Here is a 21,222-nt window from a genome sequence, read left to right as displayed (position 1 = left end):
TCTGCCCACGCGGGCTAGGCCACCGCAGCCGCCGACTGCTGTTCAGACAACGACGGGATCGTCGCGAGGTCCGCGGTCGGCACCGAGATCTGCATGCCAGAGACCGTGAGCGTCCCCAGCGACGGCACCACCCGTTCATACAGCCCTGCGCTCGACACGAGTTGCAACGTGACGGATTCGCCGGGGCGCAGCGTGTGTGCCACCGGCTCGAGATCGACGGTGATCGTGTGCGTGTTGCCATCGAGGTTCACCGGCACCGGCGTGGCGATACTTCCCAGGACCAATCCCGTGGTGTTGTCGAAGAGCTGGGCGTAGACGTGCCGGGCGGTGCCGGTGCCCGAGTAGGTGAGCGTCAGCGTCGGTGCACCCACCAGGTACGTCGTGGCAGCGCTCGCCGGAACCTCGAGCTCTATCCCGTTGATCGCAGGCAGGGCGTAGGGAACGAACGGCAGACCCGACCCGCTGAGGTACGGGATCAGCGGCAACGTCCGCCGAGCAGTGAAACTCGCCACCACGGACGTCCCCGTGGTCACCGGGTACTTCGCCGACGAGAACCACTGTCCGCGTTGATCGACCCACTCGAACTCAGGACCGGTGTCCACGGTGAGATCTTCCTTCACGTACCGGTCCAACCACGCGAGGGTCCGCTGCTCGATCAGTACCCCGTCGCGCAGATCGAACAGGTTGCCGGCGCAGAGGCCGTGGCCGCCGCAGAACCACACGGCCTTGGTCGGCACCCCGTTCGCCAGCAGAGTCTGCGCCGTGGCGTCGGCTTCGGCGAGCGAGAAGATGGTGTCGACCGTGCCGTGGATCAGCAGGGTCGGGACGGTGATGTTCTCGATGGCCGGATTGCGTTGCACGAACAACTCGAGGTCACTCGGGAGCAGTTCTCCGGTCAGGTCGCCGTAAACCGTCGCGGGCAGGATCCGCGGATTGATGCGGCCGCCCAGGACCGTGAGCAACGCCGTGAGCGGGGTGGCCCAGCTGCTCTTGAACGCCTCGTTCTTGTAGAGCGACGTGTCGAGCCGGTTGTAGGTGATGGCCGGCACGATCGCGTCGACGCGCGAATCGTTCGCCGCAGTCACCAATTGGATTGCGCCGCCGTAGGATACGCCCACCATTCCGAGCCGGGGGTCGCCTGGTTCGTCGAGCTGCACCTCGGGCTGGGTGGCGATCCAGCTGACGATCGCCGACATGTCGCGACCCTCGAACTCGGCGGCGTTGAGCTCCAACGTGCCGCCTGAGTACCACTCGCCGCGAGGGTCCCAGGTGACGACGTTGTAGCCGGCCCGGCGCAGCGTCCCGACGCCCATGATTCCGACGAAGTCGGCGAGGATGGGATCGAGGAACGTGCCGTCGATGTTCGTCGCACCGGGCGCACCCAGACCGGGGCCGTTCAGCACGGTCGGCGCTTTCTGATCCTTCGCCAGACCGTAGGCGGGCATGAAGTGGACGTAGATCTCGGTGCCGTCGGCGGAGACCACTCTGACATCGCGGGATACCGGCGTATCGCGTGGCAGCCCCCATCGCACCGGATAACCGAACAACGGATGCAGCACGTCGCTGACGATCGGAATCTGATGTAGCAGAGCAACAATGGGCGTGAACAGAACGGGACCGAGAATCGGGATCTGTTGCAGGAACGCCAGCGGCGCGACCTGTTCGATTGCGATGACGCTCGGTGCCGCAGCGGCGGTGGTTGCGGTCTGCGCGGCGGTGACGGTGTCGCCGGCGAGGTCACGCCGCGCCGCTGCCGCCACAGTCCACATCGCCGTGGACACCACAGGCTCGGAAGGCCCCTCGCTCGGCGAGTCGACCACCACCGTGGAGGCCTCGACCGGCGGCGTGGCCGAGGCGAGTTCGATGCCCCCTTCCGTGACCACCGACGCCGACTCCGGCGGCGCGGTCGTCGTGACGTCGATGTCTCCCACAGCGGGTGGCGGCGTGACGCCGGCTTGCTGCTCGGTTTCCCCGTCGTCGTCGGCCTCTTCGTCCGGGGCGACCGGCGCGTCGTCGGTTTCTTCGTCCGGGGCGACCGGCGCGTCGTCGGTTTCTTCGTCCGTGGCGGACGGCGCGTCATCTGCGGCGTGCTCAGTCCCGGTATCGGCATCGCGCCCGGCCTCGGTCTCGGTCTCAGATCGCGAATCACCCTCGCCGTCAGGAGTTTCAGAGGAGTTATCGGCGTCGCGCTCGGTTCGGCCATCGCGCTTCGACGTGCCGTTGGACGACGATGATGGATCCGCCTGTGACGAGCTGGACGAGTCCGCTCCGGAGGCACCGTCGGTGTCGGCCGACGCCACCCCGGTGGCTGCCACCACCGCGTAGCCGAGACCCAGCGCGACGACGAGACCGCCCACCCGTGCTGAAACCATGAGCCGTCCCTTCGACCTGACAATCGCGCTCATCGTAGGGACGTGCACGACCGCGCAATCAGCGATTCGCGTGACCCGTCAGAAACCTGTTGCCGACCAGACGCGGTCAAATGGACGGACTGCCGTCAGAGAGACTTCGGGCCACAGTAGGTAGGTTCGTCAGTATGCGGATGGGATTGTTACTGGTGGCCGCCCTCGTGTCGCTGGTCGGCTGCGCCGCCGCACCGGCGAATGCCGCCTTCGCGCTGGACGGCACGGCGTGGCGGCTGACCGAGATCCAGTCGATGGATGACGCGCAGGGCACCACCGTGGTGCCCGAGGGGCAGCGCTACACCGTCAGGTTCGAACCCCGCGTCGACGGGCAGGGCGCGGCGTCGTTCCAGATCCACTGCAATCGAGGTTCCTCGACGTGGCAGTCCAGGCCTGACGAGTCCGGCACGTCGGGCGAGTTGACCTTCGGTCCGATCGCGACGACCAGAATGGGCTGTCCGCCGGGATCGCTCGATCAGCGGGTGTCGACGTCCCTGTCCGGGGTACGCGGCTATCTCGTCCAGGACGGCCGACTGCACCTCTCGCTGCTTGCTGATTCGGGCATCCTCACCTGGGAGCCCGATCTCTAGAAGCTGGCGTGCGGAGCGCCCATGCCCGGGTCGACCTGAACCGGTCCGGCGGCTGAGGGCGCGATCGGGAAATCGAAGATTGCTGTCGGAATGTAGACCGTCGCACACGAATTCGGGATATCGACGACGCCGGAGAGTCGTCCTTCGATCGGCGCCGACCCGAGCAGCAGGTAGGCCTGCTCCGGGCTGTAGCCGAATTTGGTCAGGTACTCGATCGCGTGAAGGCAGGCACGCTGATAGGCAAGATCGGAGTCCAGATACTTCTGCTCGCCGTCCAGAGTGACCGACGTCCCGGAGAATGCGATCCACTCCGAGTACTGCGGGTCGGTGTTGCCGGGCATGAAGATGGCGTTCTCCGATACGCCGTATGTCGCCATGCCGCCCTTGATGAGATCGACGTGCAAATCCATGAATCCGCCCATCTCGATCGCCCCACAGAAGGTGATCTCGCCGTCGCCCTGAGAGAAGTGCAGGTCACCGAAGGACAGGTTGGCACCGGGGACGAACACCGGGTAGAAGACCCGACTTCCCTTCGTCAGGTTCTTGATGTCCTGATTGCCGCCGTTCTCCCGGGGCGGTGCCGTTCGCGCGGCCTCGGCGGCGACGCGGGTGAAGTCGCCACCGGTCAGCGTGCCGAGGATGGCGTCCTGGGGCTCGGGAGGCAGGGCCAGCGGAGGGACGCGGTCCGGGTCGGTGGCGATCAGCGCACCCTCGCGCGTATTCCACTTGGCCAGCAACTCTGCCGACGGAGCGGTGCCCATCAGTCCGGGGTGCACGATGCCGGTGTACTTCACCCCGGGAACATGGCGTGATGTGGTGGTCTGCCCGGCGAAATCCCAGATTGCCTTGTAGGCGTCAGGGAACTGCTCGGTGAGGAAACCACCGCCGTTGAGTTTGGCGAAGATGCCGGTGTAACCCCAACCTTGGCCGGCGAGCGGTCCGGAGTCCTCCTGTGGGATCGGCCCGACGTCGAGGATGTCGACGATCAGCAGGTCACCGGGCTCGGCGCCCTCGATCGCGAACGGACCGGACAGGCAGTGCACACCCTTCAGCGGTGCGTTCAGGATGTCCTCGGCCGAGTCGTCGTTGTGGATCGCGCCGTCGAACCATTCCCGGCAGTGCGCGCGGAATGTGTCACCCGGTTTGACCGTGACCGCGGCGGGAATGTCGGGATGCCAACGGTTGTGGCCGACGATCTGCTGGTCGGTGAACTTCTTCGTCGAATCGAGGGGGAACAGTAGTTCGGGCACGTGGCCTCCTCCGTGCTGGGCGTCGGGCGCTTGCTTCGGTGTGGGAACTGTCTCTTTCGAACGTAGCGCGATCACCGCGACAGCGCCGCACGACTCAGGAACCGAACACGGCGCTATCGTTTTCCCCATGCCGTCTTACACGTTCCGATGCCGGCAGGACTGCGTCGACTTCGTCGAGCAACATCCCATTGCAGCGCCGCCGGACACGGCCGCGTGCCCGGAGTGCGGCGACCCGGCGAGGCGGATGATCGGCAAACCCGCACTGGGTGCGGGAGGCAGTTCGCAGATGCGGCTTCAGGACGCGACCCGAGCCTCCGCCGAATCCCCCGACGTGGTCACGAACATTCCGGCCGGCAATCGCAGGGCCACTCGAGTGTCGACCAATCCACTGCACCGCAAGCTTCCGCGGCCGTGAAGGGCCGAGTCGGCGATGGGTCAAAAGTCCCAGTCCTCCTGGAAAATGATGTGGTGCAACAACTTCCGAGTAGCGATCACCCCTGAATCATGAGGCGCACGGCGGTGGACCGCGTAGCCATCAGGGAGCTGACCGACGGAGGCTGGAACTCGGTGCTCATCGGCGCGACAGCGGTGCCGATCACCGTACCGCTGGCCGGTCCTTTCGGAGTCTCGACGGAGACGGTCTGCCCGGGCTCACCGTAGATCCCGGCGCAGTCGTCACCCTCGCACGCACCCGTGGCCGCATCGATCCGGCCGGCGAAGAAGTCATTGAGCCATCCGGCGATGATCGTCTGTGCGGCCGCTTTGTTCTGCTCGGTCGGGAATCCCTGGTAGAGGTACGAGACGAGCTGGATGAGCCAGCTGCCGCCTTGCATGGAATCCAGGTGGGCGCCGCGGTCGAGCACAAGCCCGTTGAAGTGCCCGGGCCGATGACCGTTGAGCGCCTCGTCCACCCGGCGCGCACCGGATTCCCGTGGCGCCCCCAGCTCGAGCACGGGGATGTAGGCGCCGAGACCGTCGAGTTTGACGAGCGCCTCGGGCAACACGTCCCCGGGCGGAGCACCGTCGAGAAGGACGATCCCGGCCAGCCTGCTGGTGGCACCACTGGCGATGACGGCGTCGGCGTAGTACCCGGCGGCGCCGGCGGCCACCCCGGCACCGAGCGAATGTCCGACCAGGGTGAACGTCTCCGGCAACGCGACGCCGGCGCCGTATTTCTTGGCGAAGCCGGCAGCGACCGCGCTTGCCGTCAGCGCGTCGCGGTCGCCGAGTAGGAGGTCTGCAGTGGCGCGGTGCACCTGATCGTCGCCGAGCCAGAACCCATCGCGGACATATCGATTCGACGACAGCGTGGGTACGACGACGATGCTGTTGGTGCGGTCGGCCAGCCACGACGCGGTGTAGCTGTACATCGAGCCGACGCCGAGGTAGCCGTGCTGCAGGTAGATCAGTCGCTGCGGTGGTTCGTCGCCGTCGGGGTAGTACCAATCCGCCGGCACGGTGCGGCCCTCGGTGATCTCCAGGCTGGAGCTGCGCACGGTCACATTGGTGCCCGGTGCCGCCACCGGGGGGCCGGAGATGAATCGGACGGCCACCCCGATGACGTCCAGGACCAATGACTGCACGATCTCTTGCAGTGTCCACGGTTGCGGTTGCACGAGTGCGGCAGGTTCGCTGAGCGTGGTCGATATGCGCTGCGCCGCAACAATGTTGGCTACCGTCGCGGCCGGGACCGCGGTCTCGACGGGCAGCTGCTGCTCTTCGGCTTCGACGGCGGTGGGCTCGCCGGCTTCCTCGGTAGGGGCTTCGGCGTGCTCGGGTTCCGCGGCGAACTCGTCGACGGTGTCGAGTTGTCGGGGCGACGCGGTGAGGTCGTGATCGACGGGACGGGCGTCGCCGGAACTGGGGCCGGTGTCGTCGGAGCCGGCCTCCGGTAGCTGATCGTCGGGGTCTTCGACGTCCTCGGTCTCGTCGGCGATGGCGTCCTCGGCCTCGTCGGCGAGATCCGCGGTGTCCAGGTCGTCGACTTCGGCCTCGTCGGCATCCGCCTCGGTGTCGGCGGCGTCCGCGTCGGTGTCCGCGTCGGTGTCGGATGCGTCGGTCGGCTTGGACGAGTCGGTGTCGCCCGTGTCGCGGTCGGTGCCGCGGGGACCGGGATCGGCGCTGCCGGAGGAACTGGCCGCTGCTCCCGAAGTATCAGATCCGCTGTCTGCGCCGGCGGTGTCGGCTCCGGCGATCATCGCGGCAGACACACCGGCAGCGAGCACGCCCGCACCCATCCAAGCTGGCAGCTGCGCCATGGTTCTCCCAATCTCGAAATTGACGGTCGGGTCATTCCGGCCGCGGCCCACCGTAGAGCATCGGCAAGCCGATGTAGACACTTTTTGAGAACTGGTCATTCCTGGGTCAGGGACACTCTCGCGGGCCCCTGCCACGAGAGCGCGAGCGGACGCTCAAAATCGCGATTCAGTAGTGCCGCGCCGGAACGAGGCGGGATTGCAGTGGGGTGCTACTGCGCTCGTTGGGCCGAACACGACTGATGATTCATCAGGTCATAACACCAACGAAGGAAACACGAAGTGTCCGATAACTCATCGTGGTTTCTCCATCCCCGTCATGGCGGAGGCATGGTGTCATGGCCCCTCTCTCCCCACCCGCGACCGGCCACAATCGCCGCACCCGTCGACGCAAAAAGAAGCGCATCGTGTTAGACCGGGTTGCGCGACTGGCCGTGGCCCGGCCGAAGGTGATTCTCGCCGCGACCTTGGTGCTCATGGTCGCCGCACTCGGGTTCGGGATGGGGATCAGCGAGCGACTTGCGGGCGGCGGCTTCTACAGCCCTTCTTCGGAATCCCAGCGCGCCGCTACCGCGCTCAAGCAACGTTTCGGCGTCGGCAAACCGAACTTGGTGATTCTCGCGACCGACACCGGCGGCGGGTCTGTCGACGATCCCGGCGCGGTTGCCGCCGGCGAGGCCCTGACTCGACAACTTGCCGCCACGGCTGGTGTCACGACGGTCAGCTCGTACTGGGGACCCGGCCAGTCCGACATGCTCCGTAGCCGTGACGGAACGAGGGCGCTGGTCGTGGCGCACATCGAAGGCGATGAGCGCGAGTTCGCGGCGGCGGCCAGACGCCTCATCGGCACCTACCGCGACACCGAACGCGGTCCGCTGAAGCTCGAACTCGGCGGTGAGGCGGTCAGCTACGACGATGCGACCGATCAACTCAACCACGACCTGATGATCAGTGAAGCGATCGCGATGCCGATAATCCTCGTGCTGATCACCCTGGTGTTCGGCAGCCTCACCGCCGCCGCCCTGCCGGTCGTGATCGGTGTGCTTTCGATCGTGGGTTCACTGGGTCTTCTCACGTTGTTGTCCGCTGTCACACCGGTTTCCAACTACGCGCTCAACGTGACGACGATCGTCGGTCTGGCTCTGGCGATCGACTACAGCCTTCTGGTGTTGACAAGGTTCCGGGAGGAGCGCACACAGGCTCGGTCCCTTGACGACGCGATCATCGAGTCGGTTCGAACTGCGGGACGCACGGTCGTGTTCTCTGCGACGGCAGCGTCGCTGTCGGTGCTGGCGCTGCTTGTCTTCCCGATGATGTACCTGCGTTCGATCGCCTACGCATGCATCGGAGTGATACTGCTCGCGACGGCGTGCGCCCTCGTTGTCATGCCCGCCATGTTGCGACTCCTGGGCCCCCGAATCGACTCGCTCGACGTGCGCCGGGTGATTCGGCGGGTTCTTCGGCGTCGCGCACCCTCCGAAGCCCCGGCCGACGAAGACGGGTTCTGGTTCCGCAGTTCACAGTTGGTGATGCGTAGACCGGTGCTGATGGGCGGCGCAGTCCTGCTCCTGGCTCTTGTGCTTGCGGCTCCGTTCGGCTCCATCCGGTTGAGCTCTGCGGATGACCGGTCGCTGCCGGCGACGATCGAGAGCCGAAGCGTCGGCGACGTGGTCCGCTCCGAGTTTCCGGCACAGGCGACCGCGGCGATGGATGTGATCCTCGAGGGCTCGGCGGGTGCGGATCAACTCGACGGGTACGCCGGGGCGTTGTCACAGTTGCCGCACGTCGTGGCCGTCAAGCTGGGGCTGACAAGCTATGTCGACGGTCAACGGATTGGCGAAAAACCGGCGCCCGAGCCGAATGGCGCCTATCTGCGGGTGCTCCCAGACGTCGATCCCTACAGCGACGCGGCCCACACGTTGCTCGATCAGGTACGCCAGACCCCAGCGCCGGACACTGTTTACGTCGGTGGACTCACTGCGGAAAACGTCGACACCAAAGAAGCTCTGCTCGAACGAGTTCCGCTGGCCGCGGCCCTGCTCGCGCTGGCGATGTTCGGCGTGCTGTTCGTGTTCACCCGAAGCGTGGTGCTGCCGCTGAAGGCATTGCTGCTCAACGTAATCAGCTTGTCTGCCACTCTCGGCGCAATGGTGTTCATCTTCCAGGAGGGTCACCTTCAGTGGCTGGTCGGAGATTTTGCTGTCACCGGGACGCTGGCCACCCCGACGCCGATCCTCATCATCTGTCTTGCGTTCGGGCTGTCCATGGACTACGAGGTGTTCCTGTTGTCCCGCATCACCGAGGAATACCGCGCGCACGGCGACACCAACCTCGCGGTGATGCGGGGACTGCAGCGCGTTGGCCCCGTCGTCACCGCAGCGGCACTGATCATGTCAGTCGTCTTTATCGCAATGGCCACCTCTCAAGTGTCGTTCATGAAGTTGCTGGGCGTGGCGTTGACGCTGGCAATCCTGTTCGACGTCACGCTCATTCGAGCGATACTCATGCCCGCTGCGATGACGCTGATGGGTCGCGTGAACTGGTGGGCGCCCCGGTGGCGACGGCCTCCCGCGCATCTGCTCGCGAGTGGGGCCCGTCGCCGACATCAACTGACCGTGCGCCAACTGACAGCACAATCGGCAGTGAATTGACGTGCGAGCACAACGAAACGGTGCGTGTGAAATGACCGCACAGCAACGCGCACTGGCCGATGTCGCAGCACAAGCTTCGGCGATGACCCAACGGCTATCGGCAAGCAATTCAACCGGCGATCGCGCGATGGGGACGTTCGTCGACGCGTTTTCCGCCATGATTCCGTTGGACGGCTCCGCGCCCAGTATCAACGGCATCGTCATGCTGCCCGTGCTCGTGTTCGGCGCCGAGACCGCTGCGCCGATGCTCGCGACACCCGTAGCGTTGATTCACACACTGTGGTGGGCGGCGGCGCGGTACCTGGACGACATGATCGACAGTCCGCAACTCGCACAGACCGATCCCGCGGAATTCAACCGCGGGGTGCTGACCGCCATTGCGGTGGGTAACTATCTACCGCTCGATATCATTGGCGACCTGGCAGTATCCGATGCCGTTCGGTTTCGGCTGATCACCGAGTACAGCACCGGATGTATCGACGCACTGAGCGGGCAGCTGACCGACCTGGATCTCAACGCGGAGACTGCAACTCTCGACGAAGTGCTGCGCAACTACGAGGACAAGACCGGCGCGGCCTACGGGATGGCCGCCGCGCTCGCCGCGCAGCTCGCGGAGTGCGATGCCGACCGGGTCGATGCCTGGCGCTCGTTCGGTAGGGCGCTCGGAGTGCTTCGTCAACTGGTCAACGACCAGCGCGACCTGGTCACCGAGCGCGACGAGGATCTGCGAAACGGCACTGCGACCTATCTGCTCGTTCATCTCCTAGGCACTGTGTCGACTGCCCGACGTGCGGAACTGATCGGCCTTCACCGGCAAGCGCGCACCTCCGAAGAGGCGCGGGCTGAACTGAAACGAGCGATGCTGGCGGCGGACATCGTTTCCAGTTACGCAGAGACGATCGAGCCCATCGTCCGTGCCGCTCGCGACACGCTCGGCTCTCTCGGCGGTGATCCGCAGTGTGTCACCGAGCTCGCCGGGCTCATCGACGAGACGGTTTCCTTGTTTCCCCAGTTTCAACTCCGATGACGATTCGACGAAGACGCCGGCGAGTCGCATTGGCGGCCTCAACCGACCGCTCCGACGACGGCGGAGGCGACCAGCGTGCCGAGTAGGCCGAGGGCTGATACTGCCGCCGGCCATCGGTTGTCCTCACCGCTGACGTACTTGATGCCGAATGCGGCAACACCGATCGCGGGCAACACGACGAATGCCTTGGAGAGAGGCGAAACCTGCGCGGCGACAACGAACAGCGCCACGGCGAGCGGGCCGGAGCCTGTCGTGAGCAACACTGTTGTCAGGTAGCCGAACGAATTGGAATAGCTGCGTTCCCCTGCGGCGGGTCGGCGGGCGAGCTTCTTTCCGAATTCGAGCTGGCCGGCGCACAGTGTCAGGATCAGAATTCCCACAGCGCCAACGTTTGCGTCAGGCGCCTCCTGCTGGATCTCGATGAACGCCACGAACAGGTACACATACAGCAGCAGTTGAACCGGGAAGCCGATGAGTAGGTTCAGGACCAGGTTGTCACCGCGCGTGGCGGGAAATCGTTGCCCCACCGCCAACACCGCGGCGGCGTACAGAAGCTGAGCAACGATGACGACCATCCCAGCGTGGAAGAACAGGTTGGCGGCGACAATGGTCGTCACGCACAGGGCACACAAAGGGTATAGATCCCGCTGCGCAACTGCGCCGGACGCAACGGGGCGCTGTGGGTTGGCAATCCGGTCGTAGTCCTGGTCTCGGATGTCATCGATCACCCGCATGATCAGCAAGTCGGCCAACAGGGTGACGGTGACTGTCGCCAGCAGCGGAATCGCACCGGCAGTGATGCGGTGTCCAGCCAGCGCCGCGAACAGACCGATTCCTCCGGTGCCCAATGCCACGGCATACACGCTTGACATGACCGGTGGATACCTCGTGAGAATGAAGTTCGAGATACCAACCGCGGCAATCACTGTCGGCCTCCTTGCCACATCACCGGCAGGCTCGATACCCCTCGGGTGAACATCTCAGTGCGCCAATCGATCTCGGACGTAGTCACAAGAGTGAGTCCGCTCAGCCGGGACAGCACGGCTTGCAGGCCAACTTGCAGTTCGAGGCGAGCGAAGGCCATTCCGAGGCACTGGTGCCGACCGTGGCCGAATCCGAGGTGCGGGTTGGGACTCCGCTGAGGGCAGAACTCGTCAGCGTTCGGGAACACATCGTGATCGCGGTTGGCGACATCGAGTATGGGCACGACGATCTCGCCCTGTGAAATCAGACGGTCGTGCAGCTTCACGTCAGCGGTTGCGATGTGTGGAAATCCTGCCGTGCCACCGATCGTGCCGCCGAACCAGATCCAGCGCAGCAGCTCTTCGACCACGGAAGGTATCTGCTCGGGATACTGGCGAAGCGAATCCACCAGTCCGGGCTGCTGAAGTACCTCGATGAGACTCAGTGCCAGGTGACTAGCGGTCGTCTCTGCGCCCGACATGAGGAGGCCCATGGCGAGCATGACGATCTCTGCGTCGGTCAGTCTGTTCGAGGATTCATCCTGGACCATTGCATCGATCAGTCCGCCCGCCGTCTTGTGACTACGCGATCGCTTGACTCGACTGTCGAAGTAGTCGCGCAGGTCACGGTGCGCTTCTGTGACCTCGCCGGGTTGGTGGTGACCCACTGACCATGCCAACGTCATTCGCGGCATGAGAAGAGGCAGATCGGCGGTGTCCAGCCCGAGGAGGGTCATGTGCACGAGGTTCGGGAAAGGCATGCAGAACTGCGTGAAGATGTCGGCTGGTGACCCCCTGGCGAGCAGGTCGTCGAGAAGTTGATCGGCGATGCGGCCGATGAGCGGCCGAGCCATCTGCGCCTGTCGCTTCGTGAACCACCCTTGCACGGCCCGGCGCCGATGTGTGTGGGTCGGCGGGTCCGAGGTGACCAGCGCCAGAGGCCGATCGACCTCCCCGTCATCGGTAGGCGCGAGACATTGTGCCCGACTGAAGCGGTTGTCACTCAACACGGTTCGTACGTCGCACTGACGCGTTACGGCAATCGCCGCCGTGCCGTTGGCCAACGTGATGTCGAGGGTCGGTTTGCTGCGAAAGAGATCGACATGATGTTGCGGCAGCGACGTGCCCGGGCAGTTCCCCAGCGGCAATTGCATGATGTCACCGCATTCTCTGCGAGTGGGTGCGGAGGATGCGGACGATGCCCGACCTACCGTCGATCTCGACCTCGTCGCCGTCGGATATCTTGGACGTCGCGCCAGGAACCGCTACTACGGTGGGAATACCGAGCATCCGTCCTGTTATTGCGGTGTGGGAGACCATGCTGCCGCGCTCCACCACGAGCCCCGTTGCGTTGAGCATCAGCGGTAGCCATCCAGGATCGGTTTCGCGGGCGATCAAGATCCGCCCAGCGCAGTCACACGGCGGAACATCGGGCCTCAGCACCAATTTCGCGCGACCACGGGCTATCCCGGCGCTGGATGGAAGACCGGTCAGTTCGGTGCCGGAACCTGCCGTCGCCGATGTCGCGGCCGTACGAAGTAGATCGGCGGGAACGATCGGCGGCGGGCCCGTTGTGAGATTGGCGGCGAGGGCGGGCCGATCGCACGATCGGAGGTAGGCGTCTCTTCGTGTCCGCGCCAGGACGCGAAGGTCGGGGTGTGTGGAGGTGCCGTCGAACGCTCCCAATAGTTCCTCGGCCTCCAGATGCACATAGTCCTCGGGTGAGTCCAGATACCCTGCAGCGGCCAGGTCAGACCCGAGTCGACGCATGACCTCCCGTGAGAATCCGTAGAGCTGGGTGCGGCAGAACCGGGTGTCCTCACGGGCTTTGACCAGGAACGTGCCCGCCCGCAACGCAACGCGAAGAACAGCGCGTCTCCACCATGACGGGCAGATGCGACGTAGTTCGTCACGTGCGGCCGCGGCCGCGGTAGATTCCTGAAGCCGCGTCTGCTGCATTGTCGCTCCCGCCGCAACGAACGGCCGCAGGGTGTCGATGACCATCTCAGGTCTCTGGCGTGGCGTCGGCTCCTCGATCTTGAGGTCGTGCATGGCGCGATCGCCGAACTTCCCGAGGTGCGCACGGGCATCGGACTCCAGTCTGCCGCCGTAGGCGCCCTGTGCGATACGGTCCCAGGTATCGCGTGCGTCGGCAGTCAGCACTCGCGCCGACAACACCCGGTCCGCGTTTATCTGCTCGGCGAGCGCCACCATGGAGTGCACCGACTGCAACGTTCGGTTCGGCGGCCCACCGGGCAACAGCGCAGTGAGGTCCACCTCAGGGGAGTCTGTCCACCGCTTCACCAGGACGGTCGCCGCGACACAGCCGGCCAGGGAGAGATAGCCGGCTAGAATCGTGATGCCCCAGCGTGATCCGGCCTCTGACCACACTCTCCGGTAGGTCTCGATGACTTCTTCGACCGGCTTCTGCGACAGTCCTGTCCCGAGGATGTGCTGGGCATCCCACCAGGACAGGAATCTCCGCAATTTTCGGGGATAGCTCACGGCCGCCCATATCAGTCGCGGTGAACGCCCGATGACGCGTGTGATGGCAGGGCGGTCGAGCACTCGGCCCGGGTCGGAATCTCGTTCTGCGAGTCCCAACGACCGCTCCCACATCGGACGGATCACGTCCCATCCGGGGAGCTGGCTGTGCAGTGCGTACCACGCGTCCAGGCGGTAGTAGGCCCGACCGTCGAGAAATCCGATCATGCGACGAAGGTGGTGCTCTTGACTCCGCAGTCGGCTCTCAGGGATTCCGACGATGCGATAGAAGTCGCGGAAACTCATGCGGTAGAAGACTCGCGCGTGAGAGTACGTCATCGCGGTGGTCACGCCCGGAAAGCTCTCCGTCAGATTGTGATTCGTCCATTCGGTCGCGGTCGTCGGCGTTTGCGGCGACGTGGCGGGCCGCGCCTGAACCAGGTGAATCGCCGAGTCGGCCGTGACGACACCCTCGATGTCCTGGGGGCCGGTCAACAGCCGCTCGGTGGTCTCCGCCAGCGCGGCTATCTGACTGATTTGCGCATCGGAGAACACGGGTAGGTCGGCGAGTTCATCCGGCACCCGATATTCGGCAACGCCACCGCCCGGTGCTCGGCGGAGCATCCTTTCCTTGTGGGAGATGAGCCTCTCGATTCCGTCCGCGCGGACGAAAAAGTGGTCGATGTCGGCATGTTCGGCCACCGCACCTTCTCCGATGCCGTAGACCGCGGCGACCACAGCTCCCCTGGCTCTGGTAGCAGGATCGTGGGTGAACGCGACGAACGACCGCTCGCCATCCATCATCTGCTGAACTCCGACGCAGATGCTGAGGACTCGGGGGTCGATTCCTCGCCGCGCGCGGTAGAGCACCGATCTGACACTGAAAAGCGATGCTATACAGGATGAAACGGCATCGATGAGCCCGTCTGCACCAACGTACAGGTAACTGTCCGTGAGGCCCGCGAACGGGTCTGCGGCGTCGTCTTCGCCCGGCTGTGCGTGGCGGCCGACCACGCATGCCCGGACTGCGACGTCGCGTGAGCCGAGGGCGGCATATCGGTCCCGGATCTCGGTTTCTGTCTCCGGCATGAGGCGCATGTGCTCGGTGGCGCGGTGAGCCGCCTCGGCCCAGGCAGTCAGTGTCTCGACACCGGCGCCGATACCGGGGAAGGTGCCGACCACATCGGCGATGGCTGTCCACGGAGTTTCCCTGACGACGCAGAAGAACAGGGGGACGGAAACTCCGGCATCGCGCAACTGTTGCTGGCGCGCGAACTTGTGCCCGACCACGCTGGCGTCAGCCAGTTCCGCAGGTGCGTCAATGATCTTGATCATCACCACACCCCGGGCACAATCCGGCATCGTGTGCTGGCGAAGGAGCGATATCGGGGCGTTTCAGTGAGGATGTCTTCTTCGACTCTGATGCGCCAGAGAACAACGGCGACAAGCAGAGTCAGCGCTGCGATACTCGCAGGACTCGAAAAGTATCCGACAAAACCGATGTTGGCGAGCAACATCCCGGCATAAGCAGGATGGCGCAGCACCCGATAAGGCCCGGATGCAATGAGGCCGCCCTCGGAGATCCGTACCACTCGGTGCGAATACTGGACGCCGAGTTCGTGAATCGCCCACGCGCGTAACGTCACACCAGCGATGAAAATCCCCGCCGGCACGATAACGAACTTGTCGGGCACCGCGGGCGCGGAGTACGCAGCCGTGAGTGCCGTCGCTACCCGCGCTACCGCATAGGGAACGAGGGTGCGAGTCTCCGCGGCCGACTGTGTTGGTGACCCGACAGTGATTCGTGATTCGGAAAGCAACCACACGAGATACGCGGCGACGAACGCCGCGGCGGTGAGGCGCCCGCCGACAAGGTGTGCCGCGACCGCAACAGCAAGGCCGATAGCGCTCAGCGGCAACAGAGTACGAAGAACGTACGTGGCGACTCGATCAGTCATGGCCGGCCTCCATCGAGTCGGGGGCTAGCCCGCGCGCAATTGCGCATACTCGACTTCGTCGGCGCACCGGCTCGCGATGACGATCGAGCCGACTTTGATCGCTCGATCGCCTACTGCATGCACGTCGATGTGGAGTTTGCGTGTCTGTTCTGGAGGAGTGGGCTGCCACGACAACGCCCGCGTCATATGGGCCTGCGGCACCGTAGTAGGCACGTCTGCGGTGAGCCCGACGAAGATCATCTTCGTCCCCATTGGCTGCTGACCCCACACGTGAAGAATCGCGATGACGAATTGGCGGGCGGCCTCGATGATGGAGGCGACCGCGCTGGCCCGCGGCGGTATTCCGCCGATGGCGGCCTGCTCGTGTACGCGGACCCAGACACGTCCGGTGTCGACTGTGAGCGGGCCGACTGCGACATTTCCGGGGTCGGCCCGGTGCACCAGTTCACGCGGGATCGAACCGTTCCCAAATGCCGGCACCGGGGCAAGCTCCGCGGGCAGCGCGGACCGGCGTCGGCTCAGCAGTCCCCTCGCTATGCTGCGACCTGATTGGGCGAATTCCAATGTGTTTCCGCCGTTTTCGCGGGTCGCTCTCACCTCGACCGGCGCGTCGAGCTCGCAGAATTTGGTGAAGGTGAGGCCGAAGTTCACATTGGCCGGCCGCAGCATCGCTGCGTGCTCAGCCAATTCGAGGCCGGCCACCACCAGCAGCATCCCCGGCACGTGATCGAGCGGATGGTCGAAGAACACCGGGTCGTGAGGATCCACGCGAATGAACCCGCGGCAAGCGCCTCCGTTCAGCGCCGGGTGCAGGGCGTCGATCGTGCGTCCGGTAATCGCCCGAGGCGTGCTCGGTGCAAGTGCATGCATCGTTGCCTCCTCCGCTCGTGTGCGCCGTCTCCGATCCGACGCGACAGATCACTGCACTAGGGATCGTCACTCGGAGTGGGGTGCTGGTTCTCAGTAGCTCCCTACTGCAATCGACGCTCGTCTCGGCGCGGTCCTACTGAGTCGCAGGGTTGAGCTGAGGTACTCGAGCTGCGAGTCGCCCACTCGTGGACTTACGTAGTTCTGGACCTCAGTCCAGCGAGATAGCAGTGGCGTACTACTGCGCTCCCTGCGCCACCCGGCAGCGACGATTTTCCGTGGTGAGACGAAACGCCGTTTTCCCGCGGCCGCATTTCGAAGACATCGCAGAAGGAATGACGATGGTTGAGGCGAGCATATTGGTCGCATCCGACGGCCTCGGTGTCGACCACCCTTCGCTGACCAACCCATCCGATCACTTGCCCCTGGTCGCCGCCCGGTTGCGCGAAATCCTCGTCAACGAAGGCGGTTTCGATGCAATCTACCGTCACCTACTCGCCGTCCCCGGCAAACGGGTCCGATCCGCGATGGTGCTGGCCTGTGCCCGTCTGCTGCCCTCGGCCGCCGCGGTGCCGCTGCGCGACGCAGTCGATGTGGCGTGCGCGATCGAGATGATCCATGAGGCGTCGCTCGTTCACGACGACATCTGCGACGGATCGCTCCTGCGGCGCGATGCGCCGTCAGTAGCGGCCGCATTCGGCGTCCGCACCGCAGCCCGGGCCGGATTTCATCTGGTCGGCAGGGCTTTACAGGTACTCGCACGAGTGCTGGCCGACAACCCGGCGGTGTTCGCGCGGCTCGGTGAGGCATCGAGCGTCACCTACCTCGACCGCATCTCGGACCTGTCGTTCGGGCAGCTCATCGAGACCCTGCCACCTGCCGTCGACGACGCCGCCATGCGCAGACACTACGAAGTCGTGGCCGAGGCGAAGACCGGCACGCTGTTCCGGTTGGCCTGTTCGTACGGTGGCACGGCGGGCGGCCTCGACCACGATCAGCTTCGCGTCCTGATGCGCTACGCAGACCAACTCGCCCTTGCCTTTCAGATCATGGATGACGTCCGCGACGTCGAGGGCGGCCCCTCGCTGGGCAAGGAGGCTGCTGGCGACCTCGACCGACGGGTGCCGACCTGGCCCGTGATCGAATGGCTGGCCATGCGGCCCGGGTCCCATGAAATGTGGCTCTCCAGGCTGACTTCCAGCGCCGACCTCCGAGCCGACCTCATGCGCAGCGGGGCGACCCGAACTGCCCGTGCCGTCGCGGTCCGCGCCGCCCGGACGGCCGGCCAGGCAATCAGTGCATTCCCGCCCTCCCCCGCGCGTGAGCAGTTGCGCGAACTCACCGTGCGGGTGGTGTCCCGATGAACGGGGGGCGACTCGGCACGCTGGCCGACGGACTTCGGTACCTGAGCCGCACGCCAGACCTGGATGCGATGCGAGCGGCCCGGTCACCGGACGAGTTGGCCCGGCTGGCGGTTGTCCCGGCGGCCCGACACCTCGGCATCGCGGCCGGATTCCTCCCCTCGGCCCTACGGTCCGAGGCCACCGCCGCCCTGCTGGCCTGCCGGGTGCTCGACGCCTATGCAGGCCTGTGCGCGCGCCCGCTGGCGGTCGGCGCCGTCGTCACCGCCGTGCACTACCTGAACGGCGCCATCGACACACCGCCACCGCCGTTGCGGGCTACCGCCGGCCGCTATGTCGAAGCGGTCGACCTGGTGCTCACCGAGCGTATCCACGACGTGCGGGTGATGCTGTCGGAACTGCCCCCCGAGGGTCGCAACCGGGTCGGCCGACTGTTGGCCGATGTCGGCCAGGTGATGACGTTGAACCTGGATTGCCCGCTGCCGCGGACCGCCTACGGCGAGGGCGTGCTTGGGCGGGCGATGTTGTACGTGTGCTCGCTGGTCGCCGAAGATGCCTGCGCCGAGACCGATTTGAGCGAGCTGGCCGGATGCATCGGCGTCATTGTCCAGTTGGCCAACGACTTGCGGGACGGCGAACTGGTGCCGTACGGCGCCCGCGACCGCGAGGATCTGACCCGGACCGTGATACAACGCGTGCTGCCCCCCGCGCTGGGCAGCATCGCCTTGCTGGCCCGGCTCGGTCCGTGTACCCGCAGTCGCGGCGCCCGGGTGGCGATGGCGTACATGACCATTGCGACAACCGGCTATTTATGCGAGGCCGTCGGAGCGCCTGCACCCCACCGGCGACCGGTGCGGCTGGCCGCGGCAGTGCTGGCCTCCGTCTCACCTGCTCAGTGGAACTCGATGCTGAAGCGAGTGCGCTGTTCCGTCGACGGGGCGATCCACCGTCTGTTGGATGCGTCGCCCCACCCCTCGGTGAAGGCCGGCCCCGCCGCCCGATCGGGTGCGGCTGATCTCCTTGCCCTCGGTGATCCGCGCTCGATGCCTCCCTCGGTGGTCCCGCTCATCGTCGGCGCCACCTTTGCGATCGTGGAGACCTTGCCGGAAGAACCGCTGACCGGCGAACTGCCCGAGTTCCACGTGCGCCGCATGATGATCGCCGACCATCTGGCCTTCGGCGCCCTGGAACGACTGCGACCCCCCGACGCCGACGCCATGTATTCCCTCGCAACGCAATTCCAGCTCGCCGCGCTCGACCCGCTGTAAAGGTCTAGCGAACCTATGACCATGACCACATCCTGCGGCACTAACCTGTGCCGACGATGATCATGCCGCGCCGAGCAGACCGAGCGGCTCCCTCTTTGGGGCGAGCCGCAGAGATCAATGCAGTGGCAGCGGCGTACCCGGACGGAGATAAGCGAGACGGGCGAGGCGCGGTCGGTGACTGGTCGACAGGCCGCGTCTTCTCATCGAGTCAGTGACGTCATCCGTGGAAACAGTATCGCTGGACCGAGCCATCGCGTGATGAAGCGGCGTAGTTCGATTCCGTCGCGCTCCTGCGGGCCGGGATCAATCAACAGGGACTGCACGGTGCGCAAGAACATTTCAGCAAGCTCATGAAGCGCCGCGGTGTCGAAACCGTGAAGCTCCCAATCGACATCCAAACGACCGAAAACCGACAAACACAATGCGGTCGCCGTGTCGGACGTCAGGGAGGTGACGGCCTCGCCCGCAATCCGCCGTGTCAGCAGGCTCTCCAGCTGTGGATCGCCGATGAGGTTCTCGACTCCGAACGACAGGCTCTCGACGAGAGCAGTCACGGGGTCGTTGAGTCCGCGAACGTGGTCTACGGCTTGATCGATAAACCCATCGACTGCACGCATTGAGCTGGCTATGAGCAGCGCGTCCGCGTTCGGAAAGTAGCGGTACACCGTCTGGCGAGTGACTCCGAGTCTGCGGGCGACATCGGCGAGGCGTAATCCCGCTCCGCCATGCTCGGCGATCTCGTCATCGACCGCACTCAGAATGCGCGAGATGGCTTCCTCGTCCGATGCGGGGGTGGCACCCGCCCAGCCGCGACTACGCATCCGCCGTCGAGAAGACGTCGCTGGTGAATTCGATCGGAAGAGTTGTGGGACCGGTCATTCCCAGTAGCGGTTTCCACGGTGCTGGTCCGATGCGATGTGTGGCGGACAGGCGGCGGGTGAGGACTGTCAGTGCTCCCGCCAGTTCCCGGCGCGCAAGGTTCGCCCCGAGGCAATAGTGCGCCCCACCGCCGAAGGTCAGGATTGCGGGTGCGTCCTTACGCGCTATATCGAAGCGATCGGCATCGGCGTAGATAGCTGGATCCCTGTTGGCTGCAAAGGTGTTCACGATCACGAAGGTGCCTACCGGGAACGTGTACCCGGCGAACTCCACATCGTCAGTGGCGACCCGCGGCACGATACTTCCTGACGGTGAGTGGCGCATGCTCTCCTCGACCGCCTGCATCGCGAGCTCTGGTTCGTTGCGCAGCTTCTCCCACTGATCTGGGTGCTCGCACAGCACCTGCACCGACGCGGCTAGCTGGTTCCGCGTCGTATCCGTTCCCGCCATGAGGAAGCCCGCCACCAGCGAGCGGAGTTCGTCGGCGTTGAGGCGGTCGCCGTCGCTTTCAGCGCGTATGAGCTCGGATAGCAAGTCATCGGTCAGCTTGTCTCGGCGACCTGCGACCATGTCGTCGACGTAGGTATCGAGTTCTCTCCAGGCGCCCATGATCGAGGCTTCATCGAAGGCGGCATCGGGCTGAAAACTGAAGGCTTTGAAGATCTCCTCGGTCCAGTCCGCGAACAGCTGCCAATCCTCGCGGGGCGCTCCGAGCACCGCGCAAATGATCGGGGTGGGGTACGGACGAGCGATATCGGTTACGACGTCGCACTGTCCGGCGTCCACTACCCGATCGACCAAGTCATTCATCACCTCATAGATCGTGCCCTGGAGACGTGATGTCGCGCGAGGGGTGAACGCCTTGGACACCAGTTTCCGTAACCGGGCGTGTGGTGGGCCGTCCAGACCAAGCAGGCTGTTCGCCAGTTTGTCGTATAAAGCACCCGAGGTGATGCCCTGCGCAGCCAAAGTGATGCCAGGAGGTAAACGGAACCTGTTGTCGCGCAACATATCGCGAGCCAATTCGTAGGATAGGATCTCCGGCCCGAGCGGCCCTATGGCGATGGGCGCACACGATTGCGCCTTCCGGACATCGTCGAGGATATCGTGCGGAGTGGCGGTCGGGCTGTACGTGAACGCGGGAAGGCCGGCGTCGAGGACGCTGGGGGCGGTGCTGTGCGTGGTCATCGCGATGTCTCGACTTCCGTCATCGGCCCGGGCGGGCAGGATGGTTAGACATAATCTTTGCTAGCGTATGACCTTACCTA

Annotated in this window: 16 protein-coding genes; 6 read left to right on the top strand and 10 right to left on the bottom strand. The window is 65.0% G+C overall.

Translation table 11 applies throughout. The features are described from left to right. Window positions 1-14: 14 nt before the first annotated feature. Window positions 15-2,372 carry a CocE/NonD family hydrolase gene (locus ABDC78_RS23390; RefSeq protein ID WP_178360377.1) on the bottom strand — a complete coding sequence of 786 codons (2,358 nt, stop codon included), beginning with the start codon at window positions 2,370-2,372 and terminating at the stop codon, window positions 15-17. A gap of 164 nt (window positions 2,373-2,536) precedes the next feature. Here ABDC78_RS23390 and ABDC78_RS23385 point away from each other — a divergent pair, with 164 nt between their 5' ends. Further along, window positions 2,537-2,992, top strand: coding sequence for an META domain-containing protein (locus ABDC78_RS23385; protein WP_178360378.1), 456 nt, complete (start codon window positions 2,537-2,539; stop codon window positions 2,990-2,992). Here the strand turns inward: ABDC78_RS23385 and fmdA are convergent. Continuing rightward, window positions 2,989-4,242, bottom strand: coding sequence for a formamidase (gene fmdA, locus ABDC78_RS23380; RefSeq protein ID WP_178360379.1), 1,254 nt, complete (start codon window positions 4,240-4,242; stop codon window positions 2,989-2,991). The genes ABDC78_RS23385 and fmdA overlap by 4 nt on opposite strands. A 127-nt stretch (window positions 4,243-4,369) precedes the next feature. Here fmdA and ABDC78_RS23375 point away from each other — a divergent pair, with 127 nt between their 5' ends. Then, window positions 4,370-4,657, top strand: a complete 288-nt coding sequence (locus tag ABDC78_RS23375; protein ID WP_178360380.1) for a zinc ribbon domain-containing protein — start codon at window positions 4,370-4,372, stop codon at window positions 4,655-4,657. A 76-nt stretch (window positions 4,658-4,733) separates the two neighbouring features. Here the strand turns inward: ABDC78_RS23375 and ABDC78_RS23370 are convergent, their stop codons facing one another. Further along, complete coding sequence (locus ABDC78_RS23370) at window positions 4,734-6,500, bottom strand: hypothetical protein (RefSeq protein WP_178360381.1); 1,767 nt, start codon at window positions 6,498-6,500, stop codon at window positions 4,734-4,736. A gap of 404 nt (window positions 6,501-6,904) precedes the next feature. Here ABDC78_RS23370 and ABDC78_RS23365 point away from each other — a divergent pair, with 404 nt between their 5' ends. Next, a complete protein-coding gene (locus ABDC78_RS23365) occupies window positions 6,905-9,148 on the top strand; it encodes an MMPL family transporter (protein WP_178360382.1) in 2,244 nt (747 codons plus the stop codon). 31 nt (window positions 9,149-9,179) lie between these two features. Beyond that, entirely contained in the window at window positions 9,180-10,175 is a 996-nt protein-coding gene (locus ABDC78_RS23360; RefSeq protein ID WP_178360383.1) for a polyprenyl synthetase family protein, read from the top strand. 38 nt (window positions 10,176-10,213) lie between these two features. Here ABDC78_RS23360 and ABDC78_RS23355 read toward each other — a convergent pair whose 3' ends face one another. The 5 genes from ABDC78_RS23355 to ABDC78_RS23335 all read right to left on the bottom strand — a co-directional run bounded on the left by ABDC78_RS23355 (window position 10,214) and on the right by ABDC78_RS23335 (window position 16,347). Further along, window positions 10,214-11,047 carry a hypothetical protein gene (locus ABDC78_RS23355; protein WP_178360384.1) on the bottom strand — a complete coding sequence of 278 codons (834 nt, stop codon included), beginning with the start codon at window positions 11,045-11,047 and terminating at the stop codon, window positions 10,214-10,216. A 50-nt stretch (window positions 11,048-11,097) separates the two neighbouring features. Further along, window positions 11,098-11,991, bottom strand: a complete 894-nt coding sequence (locus ABDC78_RS23350) for a cytochrome P450 (RefSeq protein WP_178360385.1) — start codon at window positions 11,989-11,991, stop codon at window positions 11,098-11,100. Between the two features lie 304 nt (window positions 11,992-12,295). Continuing rightward, window positions 12,296-14,956, bottom strand: a complete 2,661-nt coding sequence (locus ABDC78_RS23345; RefSeq protein WP_178360386.1) for a PEP/pyruvate-binding domain-containing protein — start codon at window positions 14,954-14,956, stop codon at window positions 12,296-12,298. Beyond that, window positions 14,956-15,579, bottom strand: coding sequence for an isoprenylcysteine carboxylmethyltransferase family protein (locus ABDC78_RS23340; RefSeq protein WP_178360387.1), 624 nt, complete (start codon window positions 15,577-15,579; stop codon window positions 14,956-14,958). Before ABDC78_RS23340 ends, ABDC78_RS23345 begins: the two co-directional genes overlap by 1 nt. Before the next feature lie 24 nt (window positions 15,580-15,603). Continuing rightward, entirely contained in the window at window positions 15,604-16,347 is a 744-nt protein-coding gene (locus tag ABDC78_RS23335; RefSeq protein ID WP_178360388.1) for a hypothetical protein, read from the bottom strand. A 440-nt stretch (window positions 16,348-16,787) separates the two neighbouring features. On the opposite strand from ABDC78_RS23335, the gene ABDC78_RS23330 reads away from it, so the two are divergent. Then, complete coding sequence (locus ABDC78_RS23330) at window positions 16,788-17,810, top strand: polyprenyl synthetase family protein (protein WP_178360389.1); 1,023 nt, start codon at window positions 16,788-16,790, stop codon at window positions 17,808-17,810. Further along, on the top strand, window positions 17,807-19,075 hold the full coding sequence (locus ABDC78_RS23325; RefSeq protein WP_178360390.1) for a hypothetical protein: 1,269 nt from the start codon (window positions 17,807-17,809) through the stop codon (window positions 19,073-19,075). Before ABDC78_RS23330 ends, ABDC78_RS23325 begins: the two co-directional genes overlap by 4 nt. A 200-nt stretch (window positions 19,076-19,275) precedes the next feature. On the opposite strand, the gene ABDC78_RS23320 is transcribed toward ABDC78_RS23325, so the two are convergent. Further along, window positions 19,276-19,896 carry a TetR/AcrR family transcriptional regulator gene (locus ABDC78_RS23320; protein WP_178360391.1) on the bottom strand — a complete coding sequence of 207 codons (621 nt, stop codon included), beginning with the start codon at window positions 19,894-19,896 and terminating at the stop codon, window positions 19,276-19,278. Then, window positions 19,889-21,142, bottom strand: coding sequence for a cytochrome P450 (locus tag ABDC78_RS23315; RefSeq protein WP_178360392.1), 1,254 nt, complete (start codon window positions 21,140-21,142; stop codon window positions 19,889-19,891). The genes ABDC78_RS23320 and ABDC78_RS23315 overlap by 8 nt, the downstream gene beginning before the upstream one ends. Window positions 21,143-21,222 lie beyond the last annotated feature (80 nt).

The organism is Mycobacterium sp. DL, assembly GCF_039729195.1.
Classification (GTDB): Bacteria; Actinomycetota; Actinomycetes; order Mycobacteriales; family Mycobacteriaceae; genus Mycobacterium; species Mycobacterium hippocampi_A.
Note: the sequence above shows the minus strand (reverse complement) of the source record. Positions and strands in the feature narration are given on the sequence as shown.